Here is a 23,495-nt window from a genome sequence, read left to right on the forward strand (position 1 = left end):
CGCGCCTCGAACAGTGCCTACCGCGAGTACAACTACTCAGTTGTGATCGGGCTGCCCGACTCGGAATATTTGTTCGACGGACGCGACTAGCGTGTGGATCGAGTCCACGAAAGGTGCACCTATGTCGTTCACCGATCCGGCTGCGCCGGTTCCAACCATCCTGCGGACCGACCAGTTCCTGCTCCGCCCGATCACCCCAGCTGACGCGCCCGCCGATCACGCAGCGCTGATGGAGACGCGGGAACAGCTGAGGCGTTGGGAGCAGGCGACGTGGCCCGAGGATGACTTCAGCGTCGAAGCGAACCGAGAAGACCTCGTCGGCCTCGAGGAGCGCCATGCAGCGCATCGGGCCTTCACCTACACCGTCGTCGATCCAGTTACCGACGAATGCCTGGGCTGTGTCTACTTGTTCCCCACAGATGCGACGTTCCTGACGAAGGCCACCGTGACGCCTACCGGTGAGGGCGGGTGGGATTCCGTCGATGTCGTTGTCTACTTCTGGGTTCGCAAGTCGCGTATGCAGACGGGTATGGACTCGAAGTTGCTCGACGTGCTGCGCGCCTGGCTGATGGGGGAATGGAAGCTGAGCACCGCGGTCTTCGTTGTGAGCGACCAGTTCGCCGAGCAGATCGAACTGCTCGAGCACACCGATCTGACCAAGCAGTTCGAGATCGTCGAACCCGGAAAGGTCGGCAGATTTTCTGCCTACGGTTGAGATCCACACTGCCGCACTGTGGTCGACATCAGGCAGGACCCCCGATCCAATAGCCCGGGCAGGCAGGAGGGATGGAGTCTAGTATTTACTCATGCGAGTAAAACTGTCGGACCGGGCAAGCGGCCGTCGGGCCCAGATCATCGAAGCGACCATCCGCACGCTCGCCGAGGACGGATACGACGGGACTTCGTTCGCGGCCATCGTGCGGCGTGGTGGGCTGAGCAGCACCCGAATGATCTCGTATCACTTCGAGGATCGCGCCGAGTTGATGACGCAGGTCGCGCTCACCGTCATCACCGATCTCGGTCACGCTGTCGCCGAGCGAGTCCGCGCGGCAACGACGAAGACGACCGCTGTCCGCGCCTACATCGAGGCAAACTTGGCGCATATGGCCGATCACCGAGCCGAGATGGTCGCGCTCACTATCCTGCTCGGTGCCGGTGCGCTGCATGTTCCTGCAGGCTCCCGGCCCTCGGGAATCGAAGCGCTGCAACAGATCATCGATGACGGATGTCGATCCGGCGAGCTGCACACGAGCGATCCGCGGGTCGCCGCCACCGTCATCCAGCAGTCGATCGAAGCGGTCCCGCACCTGCTGCGGCACGAGCCGGATGTCGATCTGGTGGCCTATGCCCGCGAGATGACGGAGTTTTTCGAAACCGCACTCAGGGCCGACCGAACCGACTGGCGAGAGTCGTGACCAGCCCCGTGACCCCCGAGGCGCCACGGCAGCCTGGCTTCCCGGTACTCACCGCGATCGTGGCCGGAGTGACGCTGCTGATCAGCCTCGTCGCCCAACTCTCCCCGGGGTTGATGGACCTACTCGTACGTGATCGGCCGCAGCTGCTGGCGGGCCAGTGGTGGCGAGCCGTGAGCCCGATCCTGGTGCAACCGGACGGTTGGGGACAGCTCGCCTTCAACCTGGTCGGCATCGTTCTGGTCGGCACGGCTGTGCAGCGTCGAGTCGGCGCGATGTCCTGGCTGTCCGCCTACCTCGTCGGCGGTGTGGCAAGCGTGGCCATCTACAGCGCCTGGCATCCGACCGACACCGGAGGCGGCTCCTCCGCTGCCGTCGCGGCCCTGATCGGGGTCTTGGTCCTGACGTCCCGGACCGATGCGCCACCGCAACGTCCCGTCGAGTTCGCCCACTGGTACGCGATCTTCTTCAGTGTCTACCTGACCGCTTTGGATCTGGGCGGGGTGACAGCATCGGTGATCGCCGGGAACCTCTCGATCGTCGCCGTTGCGGTAGGGCGGCGTGCTCTGGGCGCGGACGGCATCGTCCGGATCGGTGGGCCGGTAGTCGTTGTCGCCGCCGTGGTGATGACGATGATGCGGGACGATCACGGCACCGGACTCCTGATCGGCCTCGCGGTCGGCCTGCTGGTGCTGCTCCGGCGCTACAGACCGCCGGCCGTAGCTCCGTCGGTCGCCGTGCTCGCTGATCTCCTCGCCCCGATCGCGATGTACTACTTGTTGCGGCACTGGGGATCCGACACCGGAACCGCGTTGTTGGCAGGTGCTGTTATCCCGGCTGTCTCGGTGCTCGTCCGGGCCGTCCGGCACCGCCGGATCGACGCGCTCGGCAGCTCGGTCCTGGTGGTGCTCGTGGTGAGTGCTGCGGCCGAGGAGTTTTCCGGCGATCCGCGCATCCTCCTGTTCAAGGACGCGCTACTGACGGCTGCGTGGGGCTGCTGGTTTCTGGTCAGCGTGCGCGCCCGACGCCCGCTGAGTTACCGGTTGACCCGTCCGTTGCTCGACCGGTCCGTCCATCCCAGCGCGACTGACGTGACCGGGAGTGGTGATCCTGGCCGCTGGGAAGCGTTGTGGGAAAACGAGCCTGGGTTCCGACGTGCCTGGCGGGTGACGTCGTTGATCTGGGCGGGTGCTCTGTTCTTCGACGCGATGATCCGAATGCTGATGGCGGTCATGTTGCCGATCGACCGGGTGCCGGCCCTGTCGGGCATCCTCTGGATCGTCACCTTGGTGGCGCTACAGGTCGTCACCAACATCCATCTGACAAGGTCCGGCACCTGGACGCTGTTGCGGCAGCAACGACATCGAGAAGGTGCGGCCGCTCCGAGTGACGCAGGCTCGTGACTCGACGAGACCGGCATCTGCGGTCCATCGGAGCCCCTCGGTCAGCGGGACGATGTCGCCCGGCCGGACACCCGGGCGTCATATCCGGGACTGGAATATTTCTTTACCGAGCTTTGAACATCGTGGCATCAGCGGTCGTACTCCTCTGCACGGGCTCGCTTGCCCGATACTCCCACGGAAGGCACACGAGATGACCAGACGCTCGATCACCCGCCCGGCACTGTCCGTCCGCGGCACCGCCACCGCAGTCGTCGGTGGCACGGCCGCCGCGCTGATGCTGTTCACCGCCGCCCCGGCCGGTGCCGATACTCCTGTTGCCGAACCGGATTCGTTCACCAGCGCCTTCACTGCAATGGCAACCCCCGACCAGGTCCTCAACGGCGAGGGTGTGGCCACTCCGGGTCAGCCGGGCGCAACGGGAACCTTCACGCTGCGTATCAATTCCGACCTCGACATCGTGTGTTACGACATCGCGCTCGACGGAGTCACCGGCGACTACATGAGCCCGGCCAAGACCGCTACCCACCTTCACCAGGCTGTAGCGGGTGCCGCAGGGCCGCCGCGGCTGGCCTTCCCGAACCCGACTCCGATCGGTGACGGCCCACGTACGAGCAGTGGATGCATGCAGGGACCGTTCACCACCGGTCTGACGCCGGCCGGTGCCGCGGCCGACAGCGGTACCGGATTCACTCTGGACCAGATCGAAGCCAACCCGGCGGGCTTCGCCGCCGACACCCACACCGTCGACTTCTCGGCCGGGGCCGTGCGCGGACAGCTGACCCAGATTCCGGTCGGATCCGTGGCGACCGGAGGTGGCGGTTCCGCGCTGGCGGCATCCGATTCCGCGACCATTTCCGCCGTGCCCCTCGTCGGCGCGGTAGCCCTCGGCGCAGTAGTCCTGGGTGCAACGGCGATCGCGGGAGTGACGTTGGTAGCTCGCCGCAACGGGACGGCACGCAGCTGAGATACCGGCATCTGGTTGCTCTGACGGCAGTGGTGGTGGTGACGGGCTGTACCGCCGAACCATCACCACCTGCCGCTCCACCACCGCCGGCTGTGCCCGTTTCCTCGCAGCCGTCGTCCGGCATGTCCACTCCCTCCCCCGTGGTGGACTCGGTGTGGCCTGCCCCGGCACGGTTGAGCGCCCAGACCATCGAACTCGACGAGCCTCTGATCGGCCTCGGTCTCACCGGGGACGGGCAGATGCAGGTACCGAGCGACTACGACGACGTCGGATGGTTCACCGGCGGCGGTCGGCCCGGCGTGATCGGGAGTCCGACGGTGCTCGCCGGCCATGTCGATTCCACGAACGGCCCCGCGGTGTTCGATCGATTGTCCGAGCTGCGACCGGGAGATGTCGTCACGGTGGCAGACGAGACGGGTGGTCGAGCCGACTACCGTGTCGATCGGATCGGCGACTACGGCAAAGCGGAGTTCCCGACGGCCCTCGTCTTCGGAGCGGTGGCTGCCGACGAGATCCGATTGATCACGTGCTCGGGTGACTTCGATAGGTCCGTGGGCAGCTACGAGCGGAACCTGGTTGTGTACGGGGTGCGGCAGTAGCGGGTGGATTCGGTGGAAGCGGCGTTTTGGAGTTGACACCGAGAGTGTTGTAGTCTGGTCGACGGTTCGGATCACGAGTGCATGCACTCCAGTCCAGATCGCCCAATCAAGTTCTACCCAAGACCGTTGGTCACCGCCTTCTCGAAGGATTCACTTCCGGGAGTTGCGCGGTTGAAGGTTCGAGATCTCTTCGGACGGCCCACGCAGGAGAACGAGGTAGGGAACCTGTGTGCAGCCCTTGCGGTTGCCCGCTCGTTCACGCCCCGTGTGCTTCTTGCGCCGGGGCGTTCGTCGTTTTCCGGCCCTCTCGCGATCGACACAACTTCCCACGAGAGGAGGCGAAGTATGGCAAAGCCCGAAAAGGTCTCAGCAGTATCGGAGATCACCGAACAGTTCAAGGGTTCGACGGCTGCCGTCGTCACGGAATACCGTGGCCTGTCGGTGTCCGGTCTGACTCAGCTCCGGCGTGCGCTCGGCGAAGGTGCCACGTACTCCGTCGCCAAGAACACCCTGGTCAAGCGCGCAGCCGCCGAAGCCGGTATTACCGGCCTCGACGATTTGTTCGTCGGACCGACCGCCATTGCATTCATCAAGGGCGAGCCGGTCGACGCTGCGAAGGCCATCAAGGCCTTCGCGAAGGACAACAAGGCCTTGATCGTCAAGGGCGGCTACATGGACGGCGCAACGCTGTCCGTGGACGAGATCAACAAGATCGCAGACCTCGAGTCGCGCGAAATCCTGTTGGCCAAGCTCGCCGGCGCCATGAAGGGCAACTTGTCGAAGGCTGCAGGCCTGTTCAACGCTCCCGCATCGCAGTTCGCGCGTCTGGCGTTCGCGTTGCAGGAGAAGAAGGCTGCCGGCGCACCCGCCGCAGCCGAAGCGCCTGCAGAAGCAGAAGCACCGGCGGAAGCTCCCGCCGAAAGCTGATCCGCTGGTATTGGCGAACAGCTCAGCTCCACACCACCAACACCAAGTCGCGGATCAGCGACCAGGTACTTACAGGAAGGACCCGCCACCATGGCGAAGCTCAGCACCGAAGAATTGCTCGACCAGTTCAAGGAGCTCACCCTCCTCGAGCTCAGCGAGTTCGTGAAGGCATTCGAGGAGACCTTCGAGGTCACCGCAGCTGCTCCCGTCGCTGTTGCTGCTGCAGGCGGCGGCGCTGCCCCCGCCGAGGCTGCTGAAGAGCAGGACGAGTTCGACGTCGTCCTCGAGTCGGCCGGCGACAAGAAGATCCAGGTCATCAAGGTCGTCCGTGAGGTCGTTTCCGGCCTCGGCCTGAAGGAAGCCAAGGACCTCGTCGAGAGCGCTCCGAAGGCCATCCTGGAGAAGGTCGCCAAGGACGCAGCCGAGGCTGCCAAGGAGAAGCTGGAAGCTGCCGGCGCAAAGATCTCCGTCAAGTAAGACCGCTTCGCTGCAGTCGTACTTCGTGCTCTGATCAAGAGAGCGCAGAAGGGCCGTTCTCACCTCGGTGAGAGCGGCCCTTTTCTGCGTTTCGGGCTCCAACTGTTTCTGGGTTCGAGGTGCTGCTTCGGCCGTCTCGTTGTGATCGGTCACTGACTCTGCCGGATTTCGTGACACCCGGATTGCGCCCCTGTTTACTCGATCTCGCCGAAGTCTGAAGCATGTCGAAGGGTTTCGGTTGGGTTCACTTGTGGTGTCTCACAGCATTGCGTCACTGGTACTTGTCACAGTTCTGGCGAGTCGCCGACCGTGTCGCGTGAGATGAGCCACACTGATGCAAGCTCTACAGCCTGACTCGGGGAAGTTCTTACTGGGCGGTAAGCTCCTGTGTCGGTGCGGACACCTGCATGGGATACAGTGACGCAACCCACATCCGGGTCGATGTGTACGAATTGTGGAGGTCAGCGTGGGAGTCGAGGTTTCGGTCGAAGGATTGACCAAGTCTTTCGGTGTACAGAAGATTTGGCAGGACGTGACGTTGACCCTGCCGAAGGGTGAAGTCAGTGCGCTCCTCGGTCCTTCCGGTACCGGTAAGTCGGTCTTCCTGAAGTCTCTGATCGGTCTGCTGCGTCCCGAGCAGGGCAAGATCTTCATCGACGGAACCGACATCCTGCAGTGCTCCTCCCGTGAGCTCTACGAGATCCGCAAGCTGTTCGGGGTGCTGTTCCAGGACGGTGCGCTGTTCGGCTCGATGAACCTCTACGACAACGTCGCGTTCCCGCTTCGTGAGCACACGAAGAAGTCCGAGTCCGACATCCGCAAGATCGTCATGGAGAAGCTCGAACTGACGGGTCTGCTGGGAGCGGAAGACAAGCTGCCCGGCGAGATCTCCGGTGGTATGCGCAAGCGCGCCGGTCTCGCCCGCGCCCTGGTGCTCGACCCCGAGATCATTCTGGTCGACGAGCCCGACTCCGGCCTCGATCCTGTTCGTACCACGTACATTTCGCAGACTCTGATCGACATCAACGCCAACATCGATGCCACGATCCTGATCGTCTCGCACAACATCAACCTCGCACGTACGGTGCCGGACAACATCGGCATGCTCTTCCGCCGTCAGCTGGTCATGTTCGGCCCGCGCGAGGTGCTCCTCACCAGCGACGAGCCGGTGGTCAAGCAGTTCCTCAACGGAACGATGATCGGTCCGATCGGTATGTCGGAGGAGAAGGACGAGGCGCAGATGGCGCACGAGCAGGCCCTCGTCGATGCCGGGCACCACGCCGGTGGCGTCGACGACGTGGAAGGCATCGTGCCGCAGATGAAGGCGACCCCCGGTACCCCGGTGCGTAAGGCCGTCGGTCGCAGGCAGGAGCGGGTCCGCCAGATCATGCACACCCTGCCTCACAATGCGCAGGTCGCGATCCAGGAGAGCCTCGATACCACCGACCCCGGGCATCAGTACCCCGCGTACGCCGGCCAGCAGGGTCACGACCAGCAGGGCTACGACCAGCAGGGCTACGACCAGCAGGGCTACGACCAGCAGGGTTACGACCAGCAGGGCTACGGCCAGCAGGGATATGACCAGCAGGGATACGACCAGCAGGGTTACAGCGGGCAAGGACATGATCAACAGGGCTACCAAGCTCCTACGCAAGGTCGGGGTCAATAGCAGACATGGGGGGATCGAAGAAGTCCGCGTTCGCTCCGGCGAACGCCGCTCTGACACAAGCCGGCAATATCGTCGAACTTCTGGTCGAGGTCGTTCGGAACACCTTTCGGAGGCCGTTCCAGTTCCGTGAGTTCATCGAGCAGGCCTGGTTCATCGCCAGCGTGACGATTCTGCCGACTGCGCTCGTCGCCATTCCTTTCGGCGCGGTGGTCTCACTGCAGACCGGATCGCTCATCAAGCAACTCGGTGCCGAATCGTTCACCGGTGCAGCCAGTGTGCTCGCGGTCATCCAGCAGGGTTCGCCTCTCGTGACGGCTCTGCTCGTTGCCGGCGCCGCGGGCTCGGCCGTCACCGCCGACCTGGGCTCCCGGACCATTCGTGAAGAAATCGACGCGATGCGAGTCCTGGGTATCGATCCGGTGCACCGCTTGATCGTTCCGCGTGTGCTCGCCATGATTCTCATCGCGCTGTTGCTCAACGGCCTGGTTTCGGTCGTCGGCATCGCGGGTGGCTACTTCTTCAACGTGATCCTGCAGGGCGGTACCCCCGGTGCGTACCTGGCGTCGTTCTCGGCGCTGGCGCAGCTTCCGGATCTCTATGTCGCAGAAGCGAAAGCGGCGATCTTCGGCCTGATTGCGGGCATCATCGCCTCGTACAAGGGGCTCAACCCCAACCCCGGCCCCAAGGGCGTCGGCGAGGCAGTGAACCAGACCGTGGTCATCACGTTCCTGCTGCTCTTCTTCGCCAACCTCATTCTGACCCTGGTGTACCTCCAGGTCGTTCCAGCGAAGGGAGCGTAACCGCGATGACTATCGCAAGAGGTCGCGGTGACCGCACACTGATGCGCGTCAAGCGCGTCGGCAATGCTCCGCTCAACGTGCTCGATCGTGCAGGCGAGCAGATGTCGTTCTATCTGCGGGCAATCGGGTGGATTCCCAAGACTGCAGTCCATTACAAGAAGGAGGTGCTCCGCCTGCTGGCGGAGGTCACCTTCGGCAGCGGCGCGCTGGCCGTCATCGGTGGCACCATCGGCGTGATCGTGATGATGTCGGGCTTCACCGGCATCGTCGTCGGCCTGCAGGGATACGCAGCGCTCGAACAGCTCGGTAGCTCCGTGCTCACCGGATTCCTGTCGGCGTACGTCAACACCCGTGAAATCGCACCGATCGTCGCGGGCCTGGCGCTCTCGGCAACCGTCGGCTGTGGCTTCACCGCTCAGCTCGGTGCCATGCGGATCTCCGAGGAGATCGATGCGCTCGAGGTCATGGCGGTGCCGAGTGTGCCGTTCCTCGTCACCACTCGCATGATCGCCGGCTTCGTCGCGGTCATCCCGCTCTACATCGTCGGTCTGCTGGCGTCCTACATCGCGTCCAGGGGGATCAGCACGATCTTCAATGGGCAATCGTCGGGTTCGTACGACCACTACTTCAATCTGTTCCTACCCCCGGAAGATGTGCTGTATTCCTTCCTCAAGGTGCTCATCTTCGCTTTTGTGCTGATCATGATCCACTGCTACTACGGCTACCACGCCTCCGGTGGACCGGCCGGCGTCGGTGTCGCAGTGGGCCGTGCAGTGCGTACGGCCATCGTCACGATCGCTGTTCTCGACTTCTTCCTGAGCCTCGCCATCTGGGGCACGACCACCACAGTGAGGGTTGCCGGATGATCGACTCGCCGTCGCGACTGCAGCGAGTACTGCTCGGACTTGCATTCTTTCTGGTGCTCATCCTGTTTCTGGGATGGAGCATCACCTCCTACAACAAGACGTTCAAGGACGTGGTGAACGTCAGCCTCGAAACCGACTCGGTAGGAAACGCTCTACCGATGAACGCCGACGTCAAGGTGCGCGGAATGATCGTGGGCGAGGTGCGATCGGCGTCGAGTGTCGACGGCGTGGTCACGTCGCAGTTGGCCATCGATCCGGACAAGGCACCGCTGATTCCGTCGAACGCGACAGCTCGACTGCTCCCGAAGACATTGTTCGGCGAGCGATACGTCTCGCTGATCGTGCCCGAGAACGATTCGGCGTCGCCGATCACCGACGGCACGGTTCTGCGTCAGGACACGAGCGGAAACGCGATCGAGGTCGGGCAGTTGCTCGACGGCTTGCTCCCACTGCTGCAGGCAATTCCGCCGCAGGATCTGGCCAACACCCTCGGGTCGCTGGCGCAGGGCCTCAGCGGACGCGGCGAGCAGCTGGGTCAGACCATCGACAATCTGACGAACATCGTGTCGGGTCTGAACACGGAGCTGCCGAACATTCAGCAGACCCTCGTCGGTCTCGCAGATTTCTCCCAGACCTACGCGGACGCGGCACCGGAGCTGATCTCGGCCCTGGACAACCTGCGTACGACGGGTAACACCGTCGTAGAGCGTCAGTCCGGTCTCGAGACGCTCTACGGATCGCTCACGTCGGCGTCGAACGTCACCGCGGACTTCCTGCAGGCGAACTCGGAGAATCTGATCAGCTTGGCGTCGAATTCCCGTGAGGCACTCGAACTGCTCGCCGAGTTCTCGCCGACGTTCGGCTGCACGTTCAGCCAGTTCGCCGAAGGTGCCAGGCGAGGCGCGGTCGTGCTCGGTGAGGGCGACGAGTATCCCGGCATCAACGTCTCCGCATCGTTCGTCAACCCGAAGGGCCGTTACTTGCCGAACCAGGACGAGCCGCGCTTGTTCGACGATCGCGGAGCTACGTGCTTCGAGCCTGCTGCACCCGGAGAGTTCTTCCCGCAGTACCCGGGAGGTTCCATCAACGACGGTTCGTACCAGGTCCCGACTCGCAACCCGGGCCCGCAGACGATCCCAGGACAGGGCCCCCCGAAGTCGGCTCAGAGTTCCATCGTTCCGGCCATCGCGGAATCCGCCGAGCCGGCGAGCTACGAGGGCTCGGACTTCGAGCGCGACACTCTGGCCGTGATCTACGGACAGGCGAGTGGTGTTGCACCGGACAGCATTCCGTCGTGGGCTGCCGCTATCGGCGCTCCGGCACTGAGAGGAGCGGAGGTGAGCGTGAAATGAGAGGCCTTCTCGCGCCGATCATCAAGTTGGTCGTGTTCGCTGTGATCACGATCATCGCCACGGCCACCCTTGCCTTCACCATCGCCAATTCGAGTGGCGGCGGCGGTACCACGTTCTCGGCAATGTTCACCGACGTCACCTCTCTCAACGAGGGCGACGAGGTTCGTATCGCCGGCGTTCGCGTCGGCCAGGTGGACAAGATCGAGATCGCCAACGAACGCGAAGCGAAGGTGGACTTCACGCTCAGCAGCCGTGACTGGCTACCGGCGAGTTCGACGGCGACCATCCGCTTCCGAAACCTGGTGGGCCAGCGCTACATAGCCATCGAGCAGGGCTCGGGCGATCAAGGTCAGAAGATCAACGGGGGTGCGACGATCCCGTTGGAGCGGACCAAGCCGGCGGTCAACCTGACCACGCTGTTCGACGGCTTCCGGCCGTTGTTCACCACGCTGAGTGCAGACGACGTCAACAAGTTGTCGTACCAGATCATTCAGGTGTTCCAGGGGGAGTCGGGCACCATCAACGAGCTGGTGACCAACACTGCGAGTCTGACGAACACGGTTGCAGACAAGGATCAGGTCATCGGCCAGGTCATCACCAATCTCAACAACGTTCTGGCGACGGTCAATCAGAACGACGGGCAGCTCGACAGTCTGATCGTCAACACTCAGAAGTTGGTCTCCGGACTGTCGGCCGATCGTGACGTGGTGGGCTCGGCCGTCACGTCGTTGGCCGGTCTGACCAACGCAACGGCCGATTTGCTCGAACCGACCAGGCCGTCGATCCAGGGATCGGTGACGGCCCTGAACACGGTGTCGGAGACCGTGAACCGCCGCAGCGACGACGTCGACAAGGTCCTCGGAATTCTGCCGAACAAGCTGGACAAGCTCATCCGCACGGCCCAGCAGGGATCGTGGTTCACGTTCTACCTCTGCGGCATCGATATCGTTGCCGGACCGGGGTATTCGCCGAACCTGAACTTGCCGACCGGGCTTCCGACCGTAAACCAGCCGCTGTACACGAACTCGGCAGAGCGCTGCAAAGCTGGGGGGATCAAGCAATGAAATCTCGTCGTAGTCCGGCAACCATCGGTGCGCTGGGAATCGCCGTCATCCTGCTCGCCACACTGTCGGTCTTCTTTCTCGACCGGCTTCCGATCATCGGTGCCGGCTCGGTGTACACCGCAGAGTTCAGCGAAGCAGCAGGTCTCAAGCCGTCCAACGAAGTCCGCATCGCGGGCGTCAAGGTCGGCAAGGTGACCGATGTGCGTCTCGACGGCGACCGGGTACTCGTGGACTTCACGGTGCAGGACGCCTGGGTCGGCAACGAGTCGCGAGCGGCCATCGCCATCAAGACATTGCTCGGCCAGAAATACTTGGCCCTCGACCCCAGTGGCCCGGAAACCTTGAGCCCCAAGGACACGATTCCGCTCGATCGCACCACGTCTCCCTACGACGTGATCGATGCGTTCTCGGCTGCGGCATCGACCATCAACGACATCGACACCGACCAACTCGCCAACAGCATGCGAACCCTGTCCGAGGCCTTCTCGGAGACCCCGGCGAACATCCGTGCCTCGTTGGACGGTGTGACTCGGTTGTCTCAGACGGTGGCAAGCCGCGACGAGGAGCTCAAGAAGCTGTTCGCTGCCACCGGTGAGACATCGAAGGTGCTGGCCGACCGCAACGAGCAGTTCAACAAGTTGATCACCGATGCAGGCCCGTTGCTCGAAGAGCTCAACAACCGGCAGCAGGCCATCTCGCAGCTCCTCACCGGCACCCAGCGGGTGTCTCAGCAGCTGACCGGTCTGGTCCGCGACAACGAAGCCACCATCAACCCGATGCTGCAGCAGCTCAACGGCGTCATCGAGATCCTGCAACGCAACAACGACAATCTCGACCGGGCACTCAAGCTGTACGAGCCGTTCATTCGCCTCTACACCAACGTGACCGGTAACGGCCGGTGGCTCGATATCGTCCTGGCCAACCTCACACCACCCGGAGTTCCGTTGATACCTGGTTACCGCGAGCCCTCGGTCGACAAGTTGGCGGGGAACTGATGACAGACACTCAGGCAGCGCCGCGAAACAAGAACAAACTCGCAATCATCGCCGTCGTCGTGGTGGTGGCACTGGTCGTAGCGGTCGCCGGTTGGTGGCTGTTCACCAGAGCCGGAACAACCAAGATCACCGCCTACTTCGACAAGTCGGTCGGCATCTACTCCGGCTCCGAGGTCCGTGTACTCGGCGTCAAGGTGGGCACCGTCGACTCCGTCACCCCGATGGGTGACGACGTCGAGGTAGTCCTCCGAGTCGACCGGGGCATCGACATTCCCGCCGATGCGAAGGCAGTACAGGTGACCCCCTCGCTCGTCGCCGATCGTTACGTTCAGCTGGCACCCGCCTACACCGGCGGCGACACAATGGCCAGTGGAACGACGATCGGTCGCGATCGCACGGCCACCCCCGTCGAGGTCGATGAGCTGTACTCCTCGATCAACGACCTGTCCCAGGCTCTCGGACCTGACGGTGCCAACAAGGACGGCGCGCTCACGGACTTCGTGAACACCGGTGCCGCCAACCTCGACGGCAACGGTGAAGCGCTGGGCAACAGCATCACTCAGCTCTCGGCGGCCGGCCGGACCTTGAGCGACTCGCGCACCGATGTGTTCGACACGATCAAGAATCTGCAGACCTTCGTCAGTGCTCTGGCCGTGAACGATCAGCAGGTACGCAACTTCAATACTCAGTTGGCGGATCTGACCGGCTTCCTGTCGGGTCAGCGTGAGGATCTCGGTGCTGCGCTGCAACAACTTTCGGTGTCGCTCGGTGACGTCGCAACGTTCGTCGCGGACAACCGCACCGAACTGACCGACGCGGCCAACGGCCTCGTCCAGCCCACTCAAACCCTGGCCGACAACCGCGAGCAGCTGGTGCAGACCTTGACGTTGCTGCCGCTGGCCATCAGCAACTTGGTCAATGCCTACGACGCCGAGTCGGGCACGCTCGCCTCGCGCGCCAATCTGCAGAACGAGACCCAGGACCCCCTCGGCACCGTCTGCCGGCTGATCGACCTCGGCAAGCTGGTACCCGGTGATCCGCGCTTCGAGGCCCTCGGTGCGCAGATCCAGCCGATCATCGACCAGTGCGCCAACATCACCACCATGATCCAGGCACCTCTCGCCGACCAGAACCGGATCGTGCTGCCGTTCGGTGTTCTCACCAACGACATCCAGCAGAACCAGTCCGTGCCGGGCACGGTCCCGGGCGTGGTCTCGCCCAAGCTCGGAACCAGCTCGATGCCGGGTCTGGAGCAGTCGTACATCGGAGGTGGGGGACAGTGAGTACCTCTGTGAATCGGAATCGAGCCCGCGTGAAGCGTTCGTTGTCCCTCGGCGCAGGACTGTGCGTGGTGGCAATTTCTGCCGGTGCATGCTCGTCGGCCGGCATCTACGCCATTCCACTACCGGGTGGTGCCGATGTCGGGGACAACCCGTTCAACCTGACAGTTCAGTTCGACGATGTGCTGGACCTCGTCCCGCAGTCGACCGTCAAGGTCGACGGTGTGGCCGTCGGCCGCGTCGACTCGATCACTGTTCCCAACGACGGTTGGACCGCCGACGTCAACGTCATCTTGAACTCCGCCGTCGACCTGCCGGCCAACGCGATGGCGTCGGTGCAGCAGACCAACCTGCTCGGTGAGAAGTTCGTGCAGCTGTCCGCGCCTCCGGGTGACGAGGAAGCCGCACGCTTGCAGGACGGTGACACGATCCCGCTCGATCGAACTCGCCACGCCACCGACATCGAGCAGGTCCTCGGCGCGCTCTCGCTGCTGCTCAACGGCGGCGGCGTGGGTCAGCTCTCGCCCATCGTCAAGGAACTGAGCACGGCGTTCGACGGTCGAGAAGGTAGGACCAAAGAACTTCTGCAACAGGCGAACACGCTGATCGACGGACTCAACCAGCAGCGCGACGACATCACCCGAGCCATCGACGGTCTCGACGCGCTCAGCGGGCGCGTCAACTCGCAGACCGACAAGATCGACGGAGTGCTCAAGGATCTGCCGATCGCCACCGACGTGCTCGAGCAGCAGCGACCGCAGTTGACGGAGATGCTTGGTGCGCTCGATCGCCTCGGCTCGGTCGGCACCGACGTGATCAACCGATCCAAGGACGATCTGATCGCAGACCTGCGGGCGCTACGTCCCACTCTGCAGGCACTGGCAGATTCGGCGGACGACGTGGTGACGTCACTGTCGGTGATCCCCACGCTGCCATTCGCCGACGGCACCGAGAAGATCATCGAGGGCAATTCGGCCAACCTGTTCCTGTCGCTGGACCTGTCGATCGGAACTGCGCTGCGTAACTTCGGTGTGGGCGAGGGAAATCCGGTCTACGTCCAGCCGAAGTACGGCAACACACTTCCCGTCGTCGACCCGTCCAATCCGTACTACAACGGAAACGGACCGCGTCCGGGCTGGCCGACGATCTCGTTGCTGCCGTTGCCGCCGATCATCCCGTCACCCGTTCCCGGGCCGGGTGCACCGGCTGGACAGGCCGCCGCGGTAGAGCCTGCGCCGTTCGACCCGTTGGCCCCGTTGAATGATCTGCTCGAACAGTTCGGAGTTGGCCAGTGAGATCGAAGCTCGTTCGGTACCAGTTGGTGGCATTCATCGTGATCGCCCTGCTCGGGTTGATCTATGTGGGCGGAAAGTACGTTCGTCTGGACAACATGCTCGGGTTCGGGCAGTACAAGGTGGCGCTGAATCTCGCTGATTCCGGTGGAATCTTCTCCAATGCCGAGGTCACCTACCGAGGGGTGCCGGTGGGTACCGTCGGCGACCTGCAGTTGACCCCGGACGGTGTCCAGGTGGAGCTCAAGCTCGACAACGGTGGTCCCGATATCCCGTCCGACACGAAGGCCGTCGTGGCGAACAGGTCCGCGATCGGCGAGCAGTACGTCGATCTTCAGCCGCAGACCGATCAGGGACCGTTTCTGGTCGACGGCTCCGAGATAGCGGCCGCCGACACCTCGACACCCGTCCCGGTGGAGGATGTGCTGGCCAACACCAACACGCTGGTCAGGTCGGTACCGCTGGACAACCTTACGAAGGTCGTCAACGAGCTCGGTGTGGCATTCGACGGCAAGGGCAACGATCTGCAGTCGCTCGTCGACTCGCTCGGTAACATTTCGGAGGCGGGCAACGAGGCGCTCCCGCAGACGCTGGCATTGGTGCGCGACGCCGTTCCGGTGCTCGACACACAGTCCGAGCAGTCGGATCTGATCCGCGAGTTCAGCACCAGCCTCGATCAGGTGACGGCTCAGCTGAAGTCCAGCGATCCCGACATCCGTCGGCTCATCGACACCGGTACCGCTGCGGGTGATCAGCTCGGTGGTCTGATCACCGAAGCCGGTCCGGCCTTGACGACCGACATCAACAACCTCGCACTGGTGGCCGCTCAGGCCGAGCCGCGGTATCTCGCTCTGCGACCGTTCCTGACGTTCCTGCCCGCGCTCGGTGCCGGTATCTCCACCATCGTCCCGAACGACGGCACGATCCATCAGGGTCTGCTGCTCGAGGTCAACAACCCGCCGCCCTGCACCGTGGGTTACGAGGGCTCGCAGGCGATCCTCGACGAGGAGAAGCGGAAGAACCCGAACTTCGACCCGACCCGGGAGAACTACCCGCTGAACCTCGACGCGAACTGTGCAACGCCACAGGGCAGCGTGACGGGTGTTCGCAGCGCGAACCGAATCGTCTTTGCCGATCCGGACGTGCCGCAGCCGTGGGACCTCAACCCCAAGGTCGATCCCGAGAAGCTCAACCTCAACCCCATCGCCACCCAGTTGGCACCGCTCATCGGCGTCACGCCGAAGTAGCGGGATCGGAAGAACTGCTGCTCAGCACTGTCGTCGGGCCGAGAGTGGTTCGGCCGGATATTACCGAGTAGTAGGGTGAAATTGTGAACTCGAGCACCGAAGCCCTGGAGTCCCCAGCGACTCCAGGGCAGAACAAGACAGCGAAAATTCTTCTTGCCGTCGTCACGGTGATCGCCGTGGCCGCTCTCGCGGCGGCAGTGTTCTTCGGTTACGGCTGGGGCACGGCCCTGTTCAGCCAGAAGCCGACGGAAGATACTCGCGACTCTGCCCTCACCGGTGCCCAGCAAGCGGCCGTCAACTTGAACACGGTCGACGCCGCAAACATCGATCAGTCGTTCGACAACATGAAGTCCTCCATCACCGGCGACTTGATGCTCAACGACCTCGAGCAGACACGGTCGGGCATCACCGATCAGGTACGTCAGTCCGGTGCCAAGAGTGAGGCCGAGGTGTTGCACGCCGCGGTGACCGAGCTCAGTACCGACGAGAACACCGCCGAGGCTCTCGTAGTCATCAAGACGACTACGACGTGGCCCGACCGCGTCGAGCAAAGCAAGCTCACGATGCGACTGGCCATGGAAGAAGTCGACGGGGTGTGGAAGACCAACAAGGTCGACCCCATCGGTTCGCGCATCTCGCTGGACAACCCGAACACCAATCCCGTCATCCCGACCGAACCGGGTGGCGCTACCGACCCGAATGCCGCCGACCCGAACGCCGCCGATCCGAATGCGGCCGACCCCAGTGCGGAAGCGACGCCGGCCCCACAGCCGGATTCCGGTGGCAACTGACGTTCCCCGGGCAGTGTCGTTTCCGTCTGTAGTGCAGTGCGTTTCAGTGCAGTGAGTTTCGAAGGAGTTCTGTAGTGCCTCCCCAGCGTCGCAAGATCGTCCCACCTACCACCACCAGCAAGGTGCGCCGCAAGGTGGCCGGCACCGGTAAGCCCACAGCCTCCGATGCGGATTCGACCACCGCGGAGGGTTCGGACGTGGCCGAGACGACCGCGATCACAACGCCGGCCTCGAGCGCACCTCCAGTCGACAAGACTGCGGTCGACAAGACTGCGGCCGACAAGGCTGCGGCCGATGAAACGGTTGCGGACGAGCCTGCGGCCGACAAGCCCGTGGCCGACAACTCCGTGACTTCGAAGCCGTCACTGGCCAAGGCTGCCACCAAGCCCGAGACCACCAAGCCTGAGACCACCAAGCCCGAGACCGCCGAGCCCGACGCCAACGAGAAGACCGCCACCAAGCCCGTGTCCGCGACGGTAGGGGCTTCGGACGCGAATCCGGCAGCCGATTCGGCTGTCACCTCTCGCGAGGCGTCCACCTCGCGAGAGACGTCGAAGTCGGGAATCGGCTACAAGCACGTGATCGTCGTCGCGATCATCGCCGTGGTGCTCGGTGCCTTTGCCGCCGTTGCGGCGTTCAAGCCGTTCGCCACCATCGACAATGCTGCCTGGGTGGATTCTGCAGCCACCCAGGAAGTCACCTCAGCGGCGACCGATGCGCTTCAGACTCTGTACACGTACAAGGCCGATACGATCGATGCCGATTTCGATGCGGCCCGTGCGGTGCTCAATCAGTCGATGCTCGATGAGTTCAATTCCACCGCGGACACCACCAAATCCGCTGTGGTGCAAACGAAGACGGGAACCGAAGCCATGGTTACCGACATCGGTGTCTCGCGGCTCGAGGACGACAAGGCCGAGTTGATCGCCAACGTGAACATCAGTGCCACTCAGGACGGTGTGGCATCGGGTAGTGCCGAGGGCCCGTTGACGGTCAACATGGAAAAGGTCGACGGCACCTGGAAGCTCTCGGCAATCGACGATCAGTAGTAACGGCACCCCTTCGCCGCACAAGCCCCGTTCGACGCAGATCTCCTGCTCGGACGGGGCTTTTTCGTGCGTCGGCCGCTGATCTGTCGTTAGCGAAGGACCGGATTACCATCGCGATTGCGTCCTGGCTTGGGACGAGCCCTGGTTGTTCGGGACAACCATTTCGACGCTCGACAGCCAGGGGTGGATCCGATGAAAACGGAGCATGCTGGTCATGACTGACACAACTATCGATCTATCCATGCTGGAATCGAGGTCCGGTCGATCGGGCTTCGCCGAGAACGTCAATCCCGAACTGTACCGATTGTTGTCTTCCCTGAATCTCGATCGCGAGTACGTGCGCGGCGACGGAACCGTCCTGTTCGACGCCACGGGCCGACGCTATCTCGATTTCGCCGGCGCGTACGGGGCCCTTCCGTTCGGTCACGGTCCCACGCCGATCTGGCAGGCGATCAACGATGTTCGATGCAGTGGAGAGGCAATTTTCGTACAGCCCTCGGTGCTGACGGCGGCAGGTGAACTGGCAGATCGGTTGGGAAGCATCGCTCCCGACGGGTTGACGCGAACGACGTTCGTCAACAGCGGTGCCGAGGCCACCGAGATTGCGCTCAAGCTCGCGCGTGCGCATACCGGGCGATCGGGAGTGTTGACCACCGGCAACAGTTTCCACGGCAAGACGCTCGGTGCGCTGTCGGCGACCGGAAACGTCAAGTACCAGAGTGGATTCGGGGCCCCGGTGGCCGGGTTCGATCACATTGCCTTCGGTGACGCGGACGCTCTGGATGCGGCGCTCACGTCGGCACCGGACCATTATGCGGTGTTCCTCGTGGAACCGATTCAGGGTGAGGGCGGAGTGGTGTGTCCGCCCGACGGCTATCTGCGTCGGGTGCGGGATGTCTGTGATCGGCACGGGGTGCTCCTCGCGTTCGACGAGGTACAGACCGGGCTCGGCCGGACCGGGCGGATGTTCGCAGCGGACCACGAGGGGGTTGTACCCGACATTCTGACTCTGGCCAAGGCGCTCGGTGGCGGCATCGTTCCGGTGGGTGCGGTGTTGTGCAGACCGGAGTTGGTGGACGAGAGCTTCGCACTGCGCCACACGTCGACGTTCGCGGGCAATGCGCTGGCGGCTCGGGTGGGCATTGCAGTCATCGACGAGCTGACCCGGGACGACTGTGCGGTGGTGACGAATGCGGCCGTGCTCGGTCGGCAGTTGACGAAGGGTCTCGGTGCGTTGGCCGAGAAGTATCCGTCCGTGGTCACCGACGTCCGCGGCCGCGGCTTGTTGCTCGGAATCGAGCTGACCGCGGACGTGAACTTCGTAGGGCGTCAGTCGTTGCTGGGTTCTATTGCCCAGCAACACAATATGACTGCGGTGATCTGCTCGTACCTGCTCAATGTCGAAGGGATCCGAGTTGCTCCGACCCTGTTCGGGACCAGAGTGATTCGGATCGAGCCGCCACTGACGGTGTCCGCGGCGCAGTGCGCGCGTGTGGTGGCCGCGTTGGATCGGGCGCTGGGATACGCGGCGGTAGGGGACTTGGATGGATTGTTCGGGCACCTGTTGGGTCGGCCGACCGTCGCCACCCCGCCCTCACTCACCGCGCTGTGTCCGGGACGCGTCCCCGATATCGCTGTACGCCGGACGGATCGACGGTTCGCGTTCATCGCGCACCCTCTGGATCTGGGGTTCTTCGCCGCCTTCGATCCGGCGCTCGACGTGTTCGATCATTCCGAACGACAGGATCTGCTACGCCGGTTCGCGGCATCGACGTCCGAGCTCGACCCCGCCTCGTTCGTCATCGGCAGTGGCCGGGTCGTCGGGGGAGGGGATGCGACGGCTCACGGTGACCTGATCGGGCTGCCCTACACGTCGGAGCAATTGCTGCATCTGCCGACCGAGCAGGCACTGCGGGTAGTGGGCGGTGCCGTCGAACTCGCGATCTCGCGCGGTGCGACGGTGATCGGGTTGGGCGGCTATTCATCGGTGATCACCGGGAACGGGTTGGGTCTCGGTGCCACGTCTCGGCCGATCACCACCGGCAACACGTTCACCGCTGCGGCGAGTCTGCGGGCTGTTCGACGCGTGTGCCGTGAACGCGGAATCGACGTCGGTCGTGCCAGGGTGACGATTCTCGGTGCTGCCGGGGCGATCGGGCGGACGATCGGCAAGCAGTTGGCGGGCGAGGTCGGCAGTATCGCTCTGGTGGGTCGACGCGGTGAGAGCTCGGTCATCGCGCCGAAGTTGTGGGCGGCCGCCCAGGAGATGGTGGCCAGCGCGACGAGCGGATCCGGCTCGGGGGATCTCGCCGGTGCTGCGCTCGAGGTCAATGGCGACCTGGACGATCTGATCAGGTCCCGGCATATCGAGTTCTTCACTGATCCCGTTGCTGCGGTGCATGATTCGCTGATCGTCATTGCCGCCACGTCGGCACCGCACGCACTGATCGATCCGACCGATCTGATGGAGGGTGCCATCGTCTGCGATGTTGCGCAGCCGCCGAATATCGGCCGCGATGTGCGCGGTGAGCGGCCGGACGTGACGGTGTTCGACGGCGGCATCGTGAGGGTGCCGTCGGGTTCGGATTTCGGGTTGACCTACGGGTTGGCTCCGGGACTGACCTATGCCTGCATGGCCGAGACGATGCTGATCGCATTGTCGGGTGAGTTCGACCTCCGCAGCATCGGCACGAGTCTCGACGGAGACAGCGTCGAACGATTGGGCGAGCTGGCCGACGTTCACGGGTTCGCTCTCGCCGAGGCCACTCGATGGCGCGAAGGTAGTCAGTAGTCGGCGGGTGCCGGGGTTCCCGGGAGTTCGGGAACCCCGGCCCCGTCCCGCCCCGTCCCAGTCGGTCGTGTCGGGGTGGGATGCAGCCACCAGTTCGCGTTTCCCATCAGCGCGACGAGGGCGGGCACGAGCATCATCCGCACGATGGTGGCGTCGATGACGAGACCGACGATGATGCCGATACCCACCAGTCGCATCATCGACAGTTCGGACAACGAGAAGAACGCGGTGACGGTGATGAGCAGCAGCGCTGCGGCCGTCACGATGCGTCCGGTGTGAGCGGCCCCGAGGCGGACTGCCTCTCTGGTGCCGGCTCCGTTGTCGTGGGCCTCCACGATGCGTGAAAGCAGAAAGATCTCGTAGTCGGTGGACAGGCCGAACACCACCGCCATGACGAGGATGCTCATCGTGGACTGTAGAGGGCCGGCAGTGACGCCGATCGGCCCGGCACCGTAGCCGTCGTGAAAGATCCAGGTGAGCACACCGAAAGTGGCCGCCAGGCTGACCATCGCCATGGCAATTGCCTTGAGGCTGAGCACGATCGAACGAAAGGCCAGTGTCGTCATCGTGAATGTGGCCAGCACCATGATGGCCAACATCCAGGGAATGGTGGAGTAGATCGCGTCGATGCCGTCCTCGCTCTGCGCGGTGCTGCCGCCTACGCCGAGCGTGGTCCCGGCAGGAGCGGGGATCGATCGAATCGCATCCAGTGTCGCGAGTGCAGCGGGGGTGCGATCGGCCGAGTTCATGATGGCATCGACCACGGTCAGATTGTCGGTGCTGCCACTGGGAAACGCGGCCGTGACTCCGTCCACGCGGCCGACTGCAGCGGTGACTTCGGAGACCGCGGCAGGGCTCGGCGGTTCGTCGTTGACCGATTCGACGACGACGGTGACGCTGCTGTTGGCGAGGGTGAATTCGGTGATCAGCTTCTGCGTGGCGATCCGGGCGGGTGAGTCCGCCGGCAGGCCCGTGTGGTCGAGGTCGCCCAGAGCTACTCCGGAGATGGGTGCGCTGAGGACGGCCAGCACGCCGATGATGGCAACGGCCACGAGGACGGGCCTGCGCATCACGCGGTCTGCGACTGTGCCCCAGAACTTCTGCGCCCGTGCCTCGCCGCGGTCGATCGCACCAGTGCGCCAGCTCAGCGAATCGATGCGGGGGCCGAGGAGGGCGAGTGCGGCGGGCAACGCGGTCAGCGAGATCACGGCGGCGACGGCCACCGCTGCCATGCCGCCGATGCCCAGTGAGCGAATCATTGCCTGCGGGAAGATGAGCATGCCGATGAATCCGCAGATCAACAGCAATGCCGAGAACGCCACGGTTCGGCCGGCGGTGGACATCGTGCGGCGTACCGCATCCACCGTTCCGTGCCCGTTGCGCAGCTCCTCGCGAAACCGCGTGATCACGAACAGGCTGTAGTCGACGGCCATTCCGAGTCCGACGAGGGATGCAATGTTGGTCGCGAACACCGACACCTCGGAGACGCTGTTCACCGCTCGCAGCACGGCCAGGGAGGCCAGCACGCTCAGTCCGCCGATCACCAGCGGAGTTCCTGCGGCGACGAGTCCGCCGAACACGATCAGGAGCAGGACCAGCAGAATCGGGAAGGTGATGATCTCGGCTCGCACCAGATCTGCCCGCGCTTGCTCGTTGTACGCGTCGAAGACGGCCGAGAATCCACCGAGCTGCACGTCCGCGCCATCGATCGTCAACTTCTCACGCAGGTCCTGGTAGGACTTGACGCGCCGATCCTCGTCGCCGGTCAGAGTCAGCACCGCGAGGGCAGAATTGCCGTCCGACGATCGAAGTCCGGGAGCAAAGGCGTCGGGCACCGTCCAGTAGGTGACGGGGTCGCGGGCCAGTACACCCGCGTCGATTCCGGCCAGGCTTGCCGCCACCGCGTCCCTGATCCCGTCGACAGTCCGCCCGTCCGTCGGGGTGTAGATCACCGCGATGTCCGGAACGTCGCGACCGAAACGGGATTCGACGAGTCCGTCGATTTTTGCCGACTCGCTCCCGGGATCGCTGTAGCCACCGAGGCTGAGTTCGTCGACGACGCCCAGGCCCCAGGTTCCGGCGAGCAGGACGGTTGCCACCACGGCAGCGAGGACCCAGCGCGCACGGGCGATGACGAACTCGACGACGGGCGAACCCCTGCTCACGCGAGGCTGCCGAGGGCTCGACACCTGCATGCAGCGCCGATTTTTACCACCGTGACCATGTTGTCCCCCCGCGAGACGTGATGTGAGTGCTCCGTGAATCTGCCTGTGGCACAGAGGAAGATCTGTCACACAGCACGTCCGATGACAGAACGACGCCGCCCCCGGTTGCGACAGAAGAAATACAATCAGAAGCGGCGGCCGATTGCCATAGCGGCAGCGGATTCCCGCGGACCTCTTGACGAAGGAAGGCGCAGGGGTCACTCTTGTCGTGAAGGAGCACCCCCGTGGTGACCGACCGTTGCCGGTCGTCAGCCACAGTCTTCTGTCACCGTTGCTGTTCGTTCGGGCCTCG

Annotated in this window: 20 protein-coding genes; 19 read left to right on the forward strand and 1 reads right to left on the reverse strand. The window is 63.8% G+C overall.

What is annotated here, in order from left to right; all coding sequences use genetic code 11:
* Window positions 1–121: 121 nt before the first annotated feature.
* The 19 genes from ASG84_RS01325 (at window position 122) to ASG84_RS01415 (ending at window position 20,978) form a co-directional block, all read left to right on the forward strand.
* Complete coding sequence (locus ASG84_RS01325) at window positions 122–715, forward strand: GNAT family N-acetyltransferase (RefSeq protein WP_057475497.1); 594 nt, start codon at window positions 122–124, stop codon at window positions 713–715.
* A gap of 91 nt (window positions 716–806) precedes the next feature.
* Window positions 807–1,415: a TetR family transcriptional regulator gene (locus ASG84_RS01330; protein WP_057475233.1), complete on the forward strand. Its 609-nt coding sequence runs from the start codon at window positions 807–809 to the stop codon at window positions 1,413–1,415.
* On the forward strand, window positions 1,412–2,815 hold the full coding sequence (locus ASG84_RS01335) for a VC0807 family protein (RefSeq protein WP_057475234.1): 1,404 nt from the start codon (window positions 1,412–1,414) through the stop codon (window positions 2,813–2,815). The genes ASG84_RS01330 and ASG84_RS01335 overlap by 4 nt, the downstream gene beginning before the upstream one ends.
* A gap of 190 nt (window positions 2,816–3,005) precedes the next feature.
* Window positions 3,006–3,779, forward strand: coding sequence for a CHRD domain-containing protein (locus ASG84_RS01340; RefSeq protein WP_057475235.1), 774 nt, complete (start codon window positions 3,006–3,008; stop codon window positions 3,777–3,779).
* 122 nt (window positions 3,780–3,901) lie between these two features.
* A complete protein-coding gene (locus ASG84_RS01345) occupies window positions 3,902–4,378 on the forward strand; it encodes a class F sortase (protein ID WP_082520745.1) in 477 nt (158 codons plus the stop codon).
* Between the two features lie 345 nt (window positions 4,379–4,723).
* Window positions 4,724–5,305, forward strand: a complete 582-nt coding sequence (rplJ, locus tag ASG84_RS01350; protein ID WP_032380459.1) for a 50S ribosomal protein L10 — start codon at window positions 4,724–4,726, stop codon at window positions 5,303–5,305.
* Window positions 5,306–5,395: 90 nt separating this feature from the next.
* Window positions 5,396–5,782, forward strand: a complete 387-nt coding sequence (gene rplL, locus ASG84_RS01355; protein WP_057475236.1) for a 50S ribosomal protein L7/L12 — start codon at window positions 5,396–5,398, stop codon at window positions 5,780–5,782.
* Window positions 5,783–6,248: 466 nt separating this feature from the next.
* Window positions 6,249–7,451 carry an ATP-binding cassette domain-containing protein gene (locus ASG84_RS01360; RefSeq protein ID WP_200936475.1) on the forward strand — a complete coding sequence of 401 codons (1,203 nt, stop codon included), beginning with the start codon at window positions 6,249–6,251 and terminating at the stop codon, window positions 7,449–7,451.
* Between the two features lie 5 nt (window positions 7,452–7,456).
* The gene (locus tag ASG84_RS01365; protein WP_057475238.1) at window positions 7,457–8,251 is read left to right on the forward strand and encodes an MlaE family ABC transporter permease; all 795 of its coding nucleotides are present in this window, start codon (window positions 7,457–7,459) and stop codon (window positions 8,249–8,251) included.
* Between the two features lie 5 nt (window positions 8,252–8,256).
* The gene (locus ASG84_RS01370; RefSeq protein WP_057475239.1) at window positions 8,257–9,117 is read left to right on the forward strand and encodes an MlaE family ABC transporter permease; all 861 of its coding nucleotides are present in this window, start codon (window positions 8,257–8,259) and stop codon (window positions 9,115–9,117) included.
* Entirely contained in the window at window positions 9,114–10,469 is a 1,356-nt protein-coding gene (locus tag ASG84_RS01375) for an MCE family protein (RefSeq protein ID WP_057475240.1), read from the forward strand. Before ASG84_RS01370 ends, ASG84_RS01375 begins: the two co-directional genes overlap by 4 nt.
* Window positions 10,466–11,533, forward strand: a complete 1,068-nt coding sequence (locus ASG84_RS01380) for an MCE family protein (protein WP_057475241.1) — start codon at window positions 10,466–10,468, stop codon at window positions 11,531–11,533. The genes ASG84_RS01375 and ASG84_RS01380 overlap by 4 nt, the downstream gene beginning before the upstream one ends.
* The gene (locus tag ASG84_RS01385; RefSeq protein WP_057475242.1) at window positions 11,530–12,528 is read left to right on the forward strand and encodes an MCE family protein; all 999 of its coding nucleotides are present in this window, start codon (window positions 11,530–11,532) and stop codon (window positions 12,526–12,528) included. Before ASG84_RS01380 ends, ASG84_RS01385 begins: the two co-directional genes overlap by 4 nt.
* The gene (locus ASG84_RS01390) at window positions 12,528–13,811 is read left to right on the forward strand and encodes an MCE family protein (protein ID WP_057475243.1); all 1,284 of its coding nucleotides are present in this window, start codon (window positions 12,528–12,530) and stop codon (window positions 13,809–13,811) included. Before ASG84_RS01385 ends, ASG84_RS01390 begins: the two co-directional genes overlap by 1 nt.
* 29 nt (window positions 13,812–13,840) lie before the next feature.
* Window positions 13,841–15,103, forward strand: coding sequence for an MCE family protein (locus ASG84_RS01395; RefSeq protein ID WP_156399353.1), 1,263 nt, complete (start codon window positions 13,841–13,843; stop codon window positions 15,101–15,103).
* Window positions 15,100–16,347, forward strand: coding sequence for an MCE family protein (locus ASG84_RS01400; protein WP_057475245.1), 1,248 nt, complete (start codon window positions 15,100–15,102; stop codon window positions 16,345–16,347). The genes ASG84_RS01395 and ASG84_RS01400 overlap by 4 nt, the downstream gene beginning before the upstream one ends.
* 83 nt (window positions 16,348–16,430) lie before the next feature.
* Window positions 16,431–17,138, forward strand: coding sequence for a hypothetical protein (locus tag ASG84_RS01405; RefSeq protein ID WP_156399336.1), 708 nt, complete (start codon window positions 16,431–16,433; stop codon window positions 17,136–17,138).
* Window positions 17,139–17,212: 74 nt separating this feature from the next.
* Complete coding sequence (locus tag ASG84_RS27315; protein ID WP_156399337.1) at window positions 17,213–18,187, forward strand: hypothetical protein; 975 nt, start codon at window positions 17,213–17,215, stop codon at window positions 18,185–18,187.
* A gap of 214 nt (window positions 18,188–18,401) precedes the next feature.
* Complete coding sequence (locus ASG84_RS01415; RefSeq protein ID WP_057475501.1) at window positions 18,402–20,978, forward strand: aminotransferase class III-fold pyridoxal phosphate-dependent enzyme; 2,577 nt, start codon at window positions 18,402–18,404, stop codon at window positions 20,976–20,978.
* On the opposite strand, the gene ASG84_RS01420 is transcribed toward ASG84_RS01415, so the two are convergent.
* The gene (locus ASG84_RS01420) at window positions 20,972–23,143 is read right to left on the reverse strand and encodes an MMPL family transporter (RefSeq protein WP_235581485.1); all 2,172 of its coding nucleotides are present in this window, start codon (window positions 23,141–23,143) and stop codon (window positions 20,972–20,974) included. The two genes, ASG84_RS01415 and ASG84_RS01420, sit on opposite strands and share 7 nt — an antisense overlap.
* Window positions 23,144–23,495: the final 352 nt, after the last annotated feature.

The sequence above is a fragment of the Rhodococcus sp. Leaf278 genome, assembly GCF_001426085.1.
Lineage (GTDB): Bacteria > Actinomycetota > Actinomycetes > Mycobacteriales > Mycobacteriaceae > Rhodococcoides.

Coding starts and splice junctions, on each gene's coding strand:
- ASG84_RS01340 (WP_057475235.1), top strand. CDS start 3,006: ATGACCAGACGCTCGATCACCCGCCCGGCACTGTCCGTCCGCGGCACC.
- ASG84_RS01330 (WP_057475233.1), top strand. CDS start 807: ATGCGAGTAAAACTGTCGGACCGGGCAAGCGGCCGTCGGGCCCAGATC.
- ASG84_RS01370 (WP_057475239.1), top strand. CDS start 8,257: ATGACTATCGCAAGAGGTCGCGGTGACCGCACACTGATGCGCGTCAAG.
- rplJ (WP_032380459.1), top strand. CDS start 4,724: ATGGCAAAGCCCGAAAAGGTCTCAGCAGTATCGGAGATCACCGAACAG.
- ASG84_RS01380 (WP_057475241.1), top strand. CDS start 10,466: ATGAGAGGCCTTCTCGCGCCGATCATCAAGTTGGTCGTGTTCGCTGTG.
- ASG84_RS01375 (WP_057475240.1), top strand. CDS start 9,114: ATGATCGACTCGCCGTCGCGACTGCAGCGAGTACTGCTCGGACTTGCA.
- ASG84_RS01365 (WP_057475238.1), top strand. CDS start 7,457: ATGGGGGGATCGAAGAAGTCCGCGTTCGCTCCGGCGAACGCCGCTCTG.
- ASG84_RS01390 (WP_057475243.1), top strand. CDS start 12,528: ATGACAGACACTCAGGCAGCGCCGCGAAACAAGAACAAACTCGCAATC.
- ASG84_RS01415 (WP_057475501.1), top strand. CDS start 18,402: ATGACTGACACAACTATCGATCTATCCATGCTGGAATCGAGGTCCGGT.
- rplL (WP_057475236.1), top strand. CDS start 5,396: ATGGCGAAGCTCAGCACCGAAGAATTGCTCGACCAGTTCAAGGAGCTC.
- ASG84_RS01385 (WP_057475242.1), top strand. CDS start 11,530: ATGAAATCTCGTCGTAGTCCGGCAACCATCGGTGCGCTGGGAATCGCC.
- ASG84_RS01345 (WP_082520745.1), top strand. CDS start 3,902: ATGTCCACTCCCTCCCCCGTGGTGGACTCGGTGTGGCCTGCCCCGGCA.
- ASG84_RS01325 (WP_057475497.1), top strand. CDS start 122: ATGTCGTTCACCGATCCGGCTGCGCCGGTTCCAACCATCCTGCGGACC.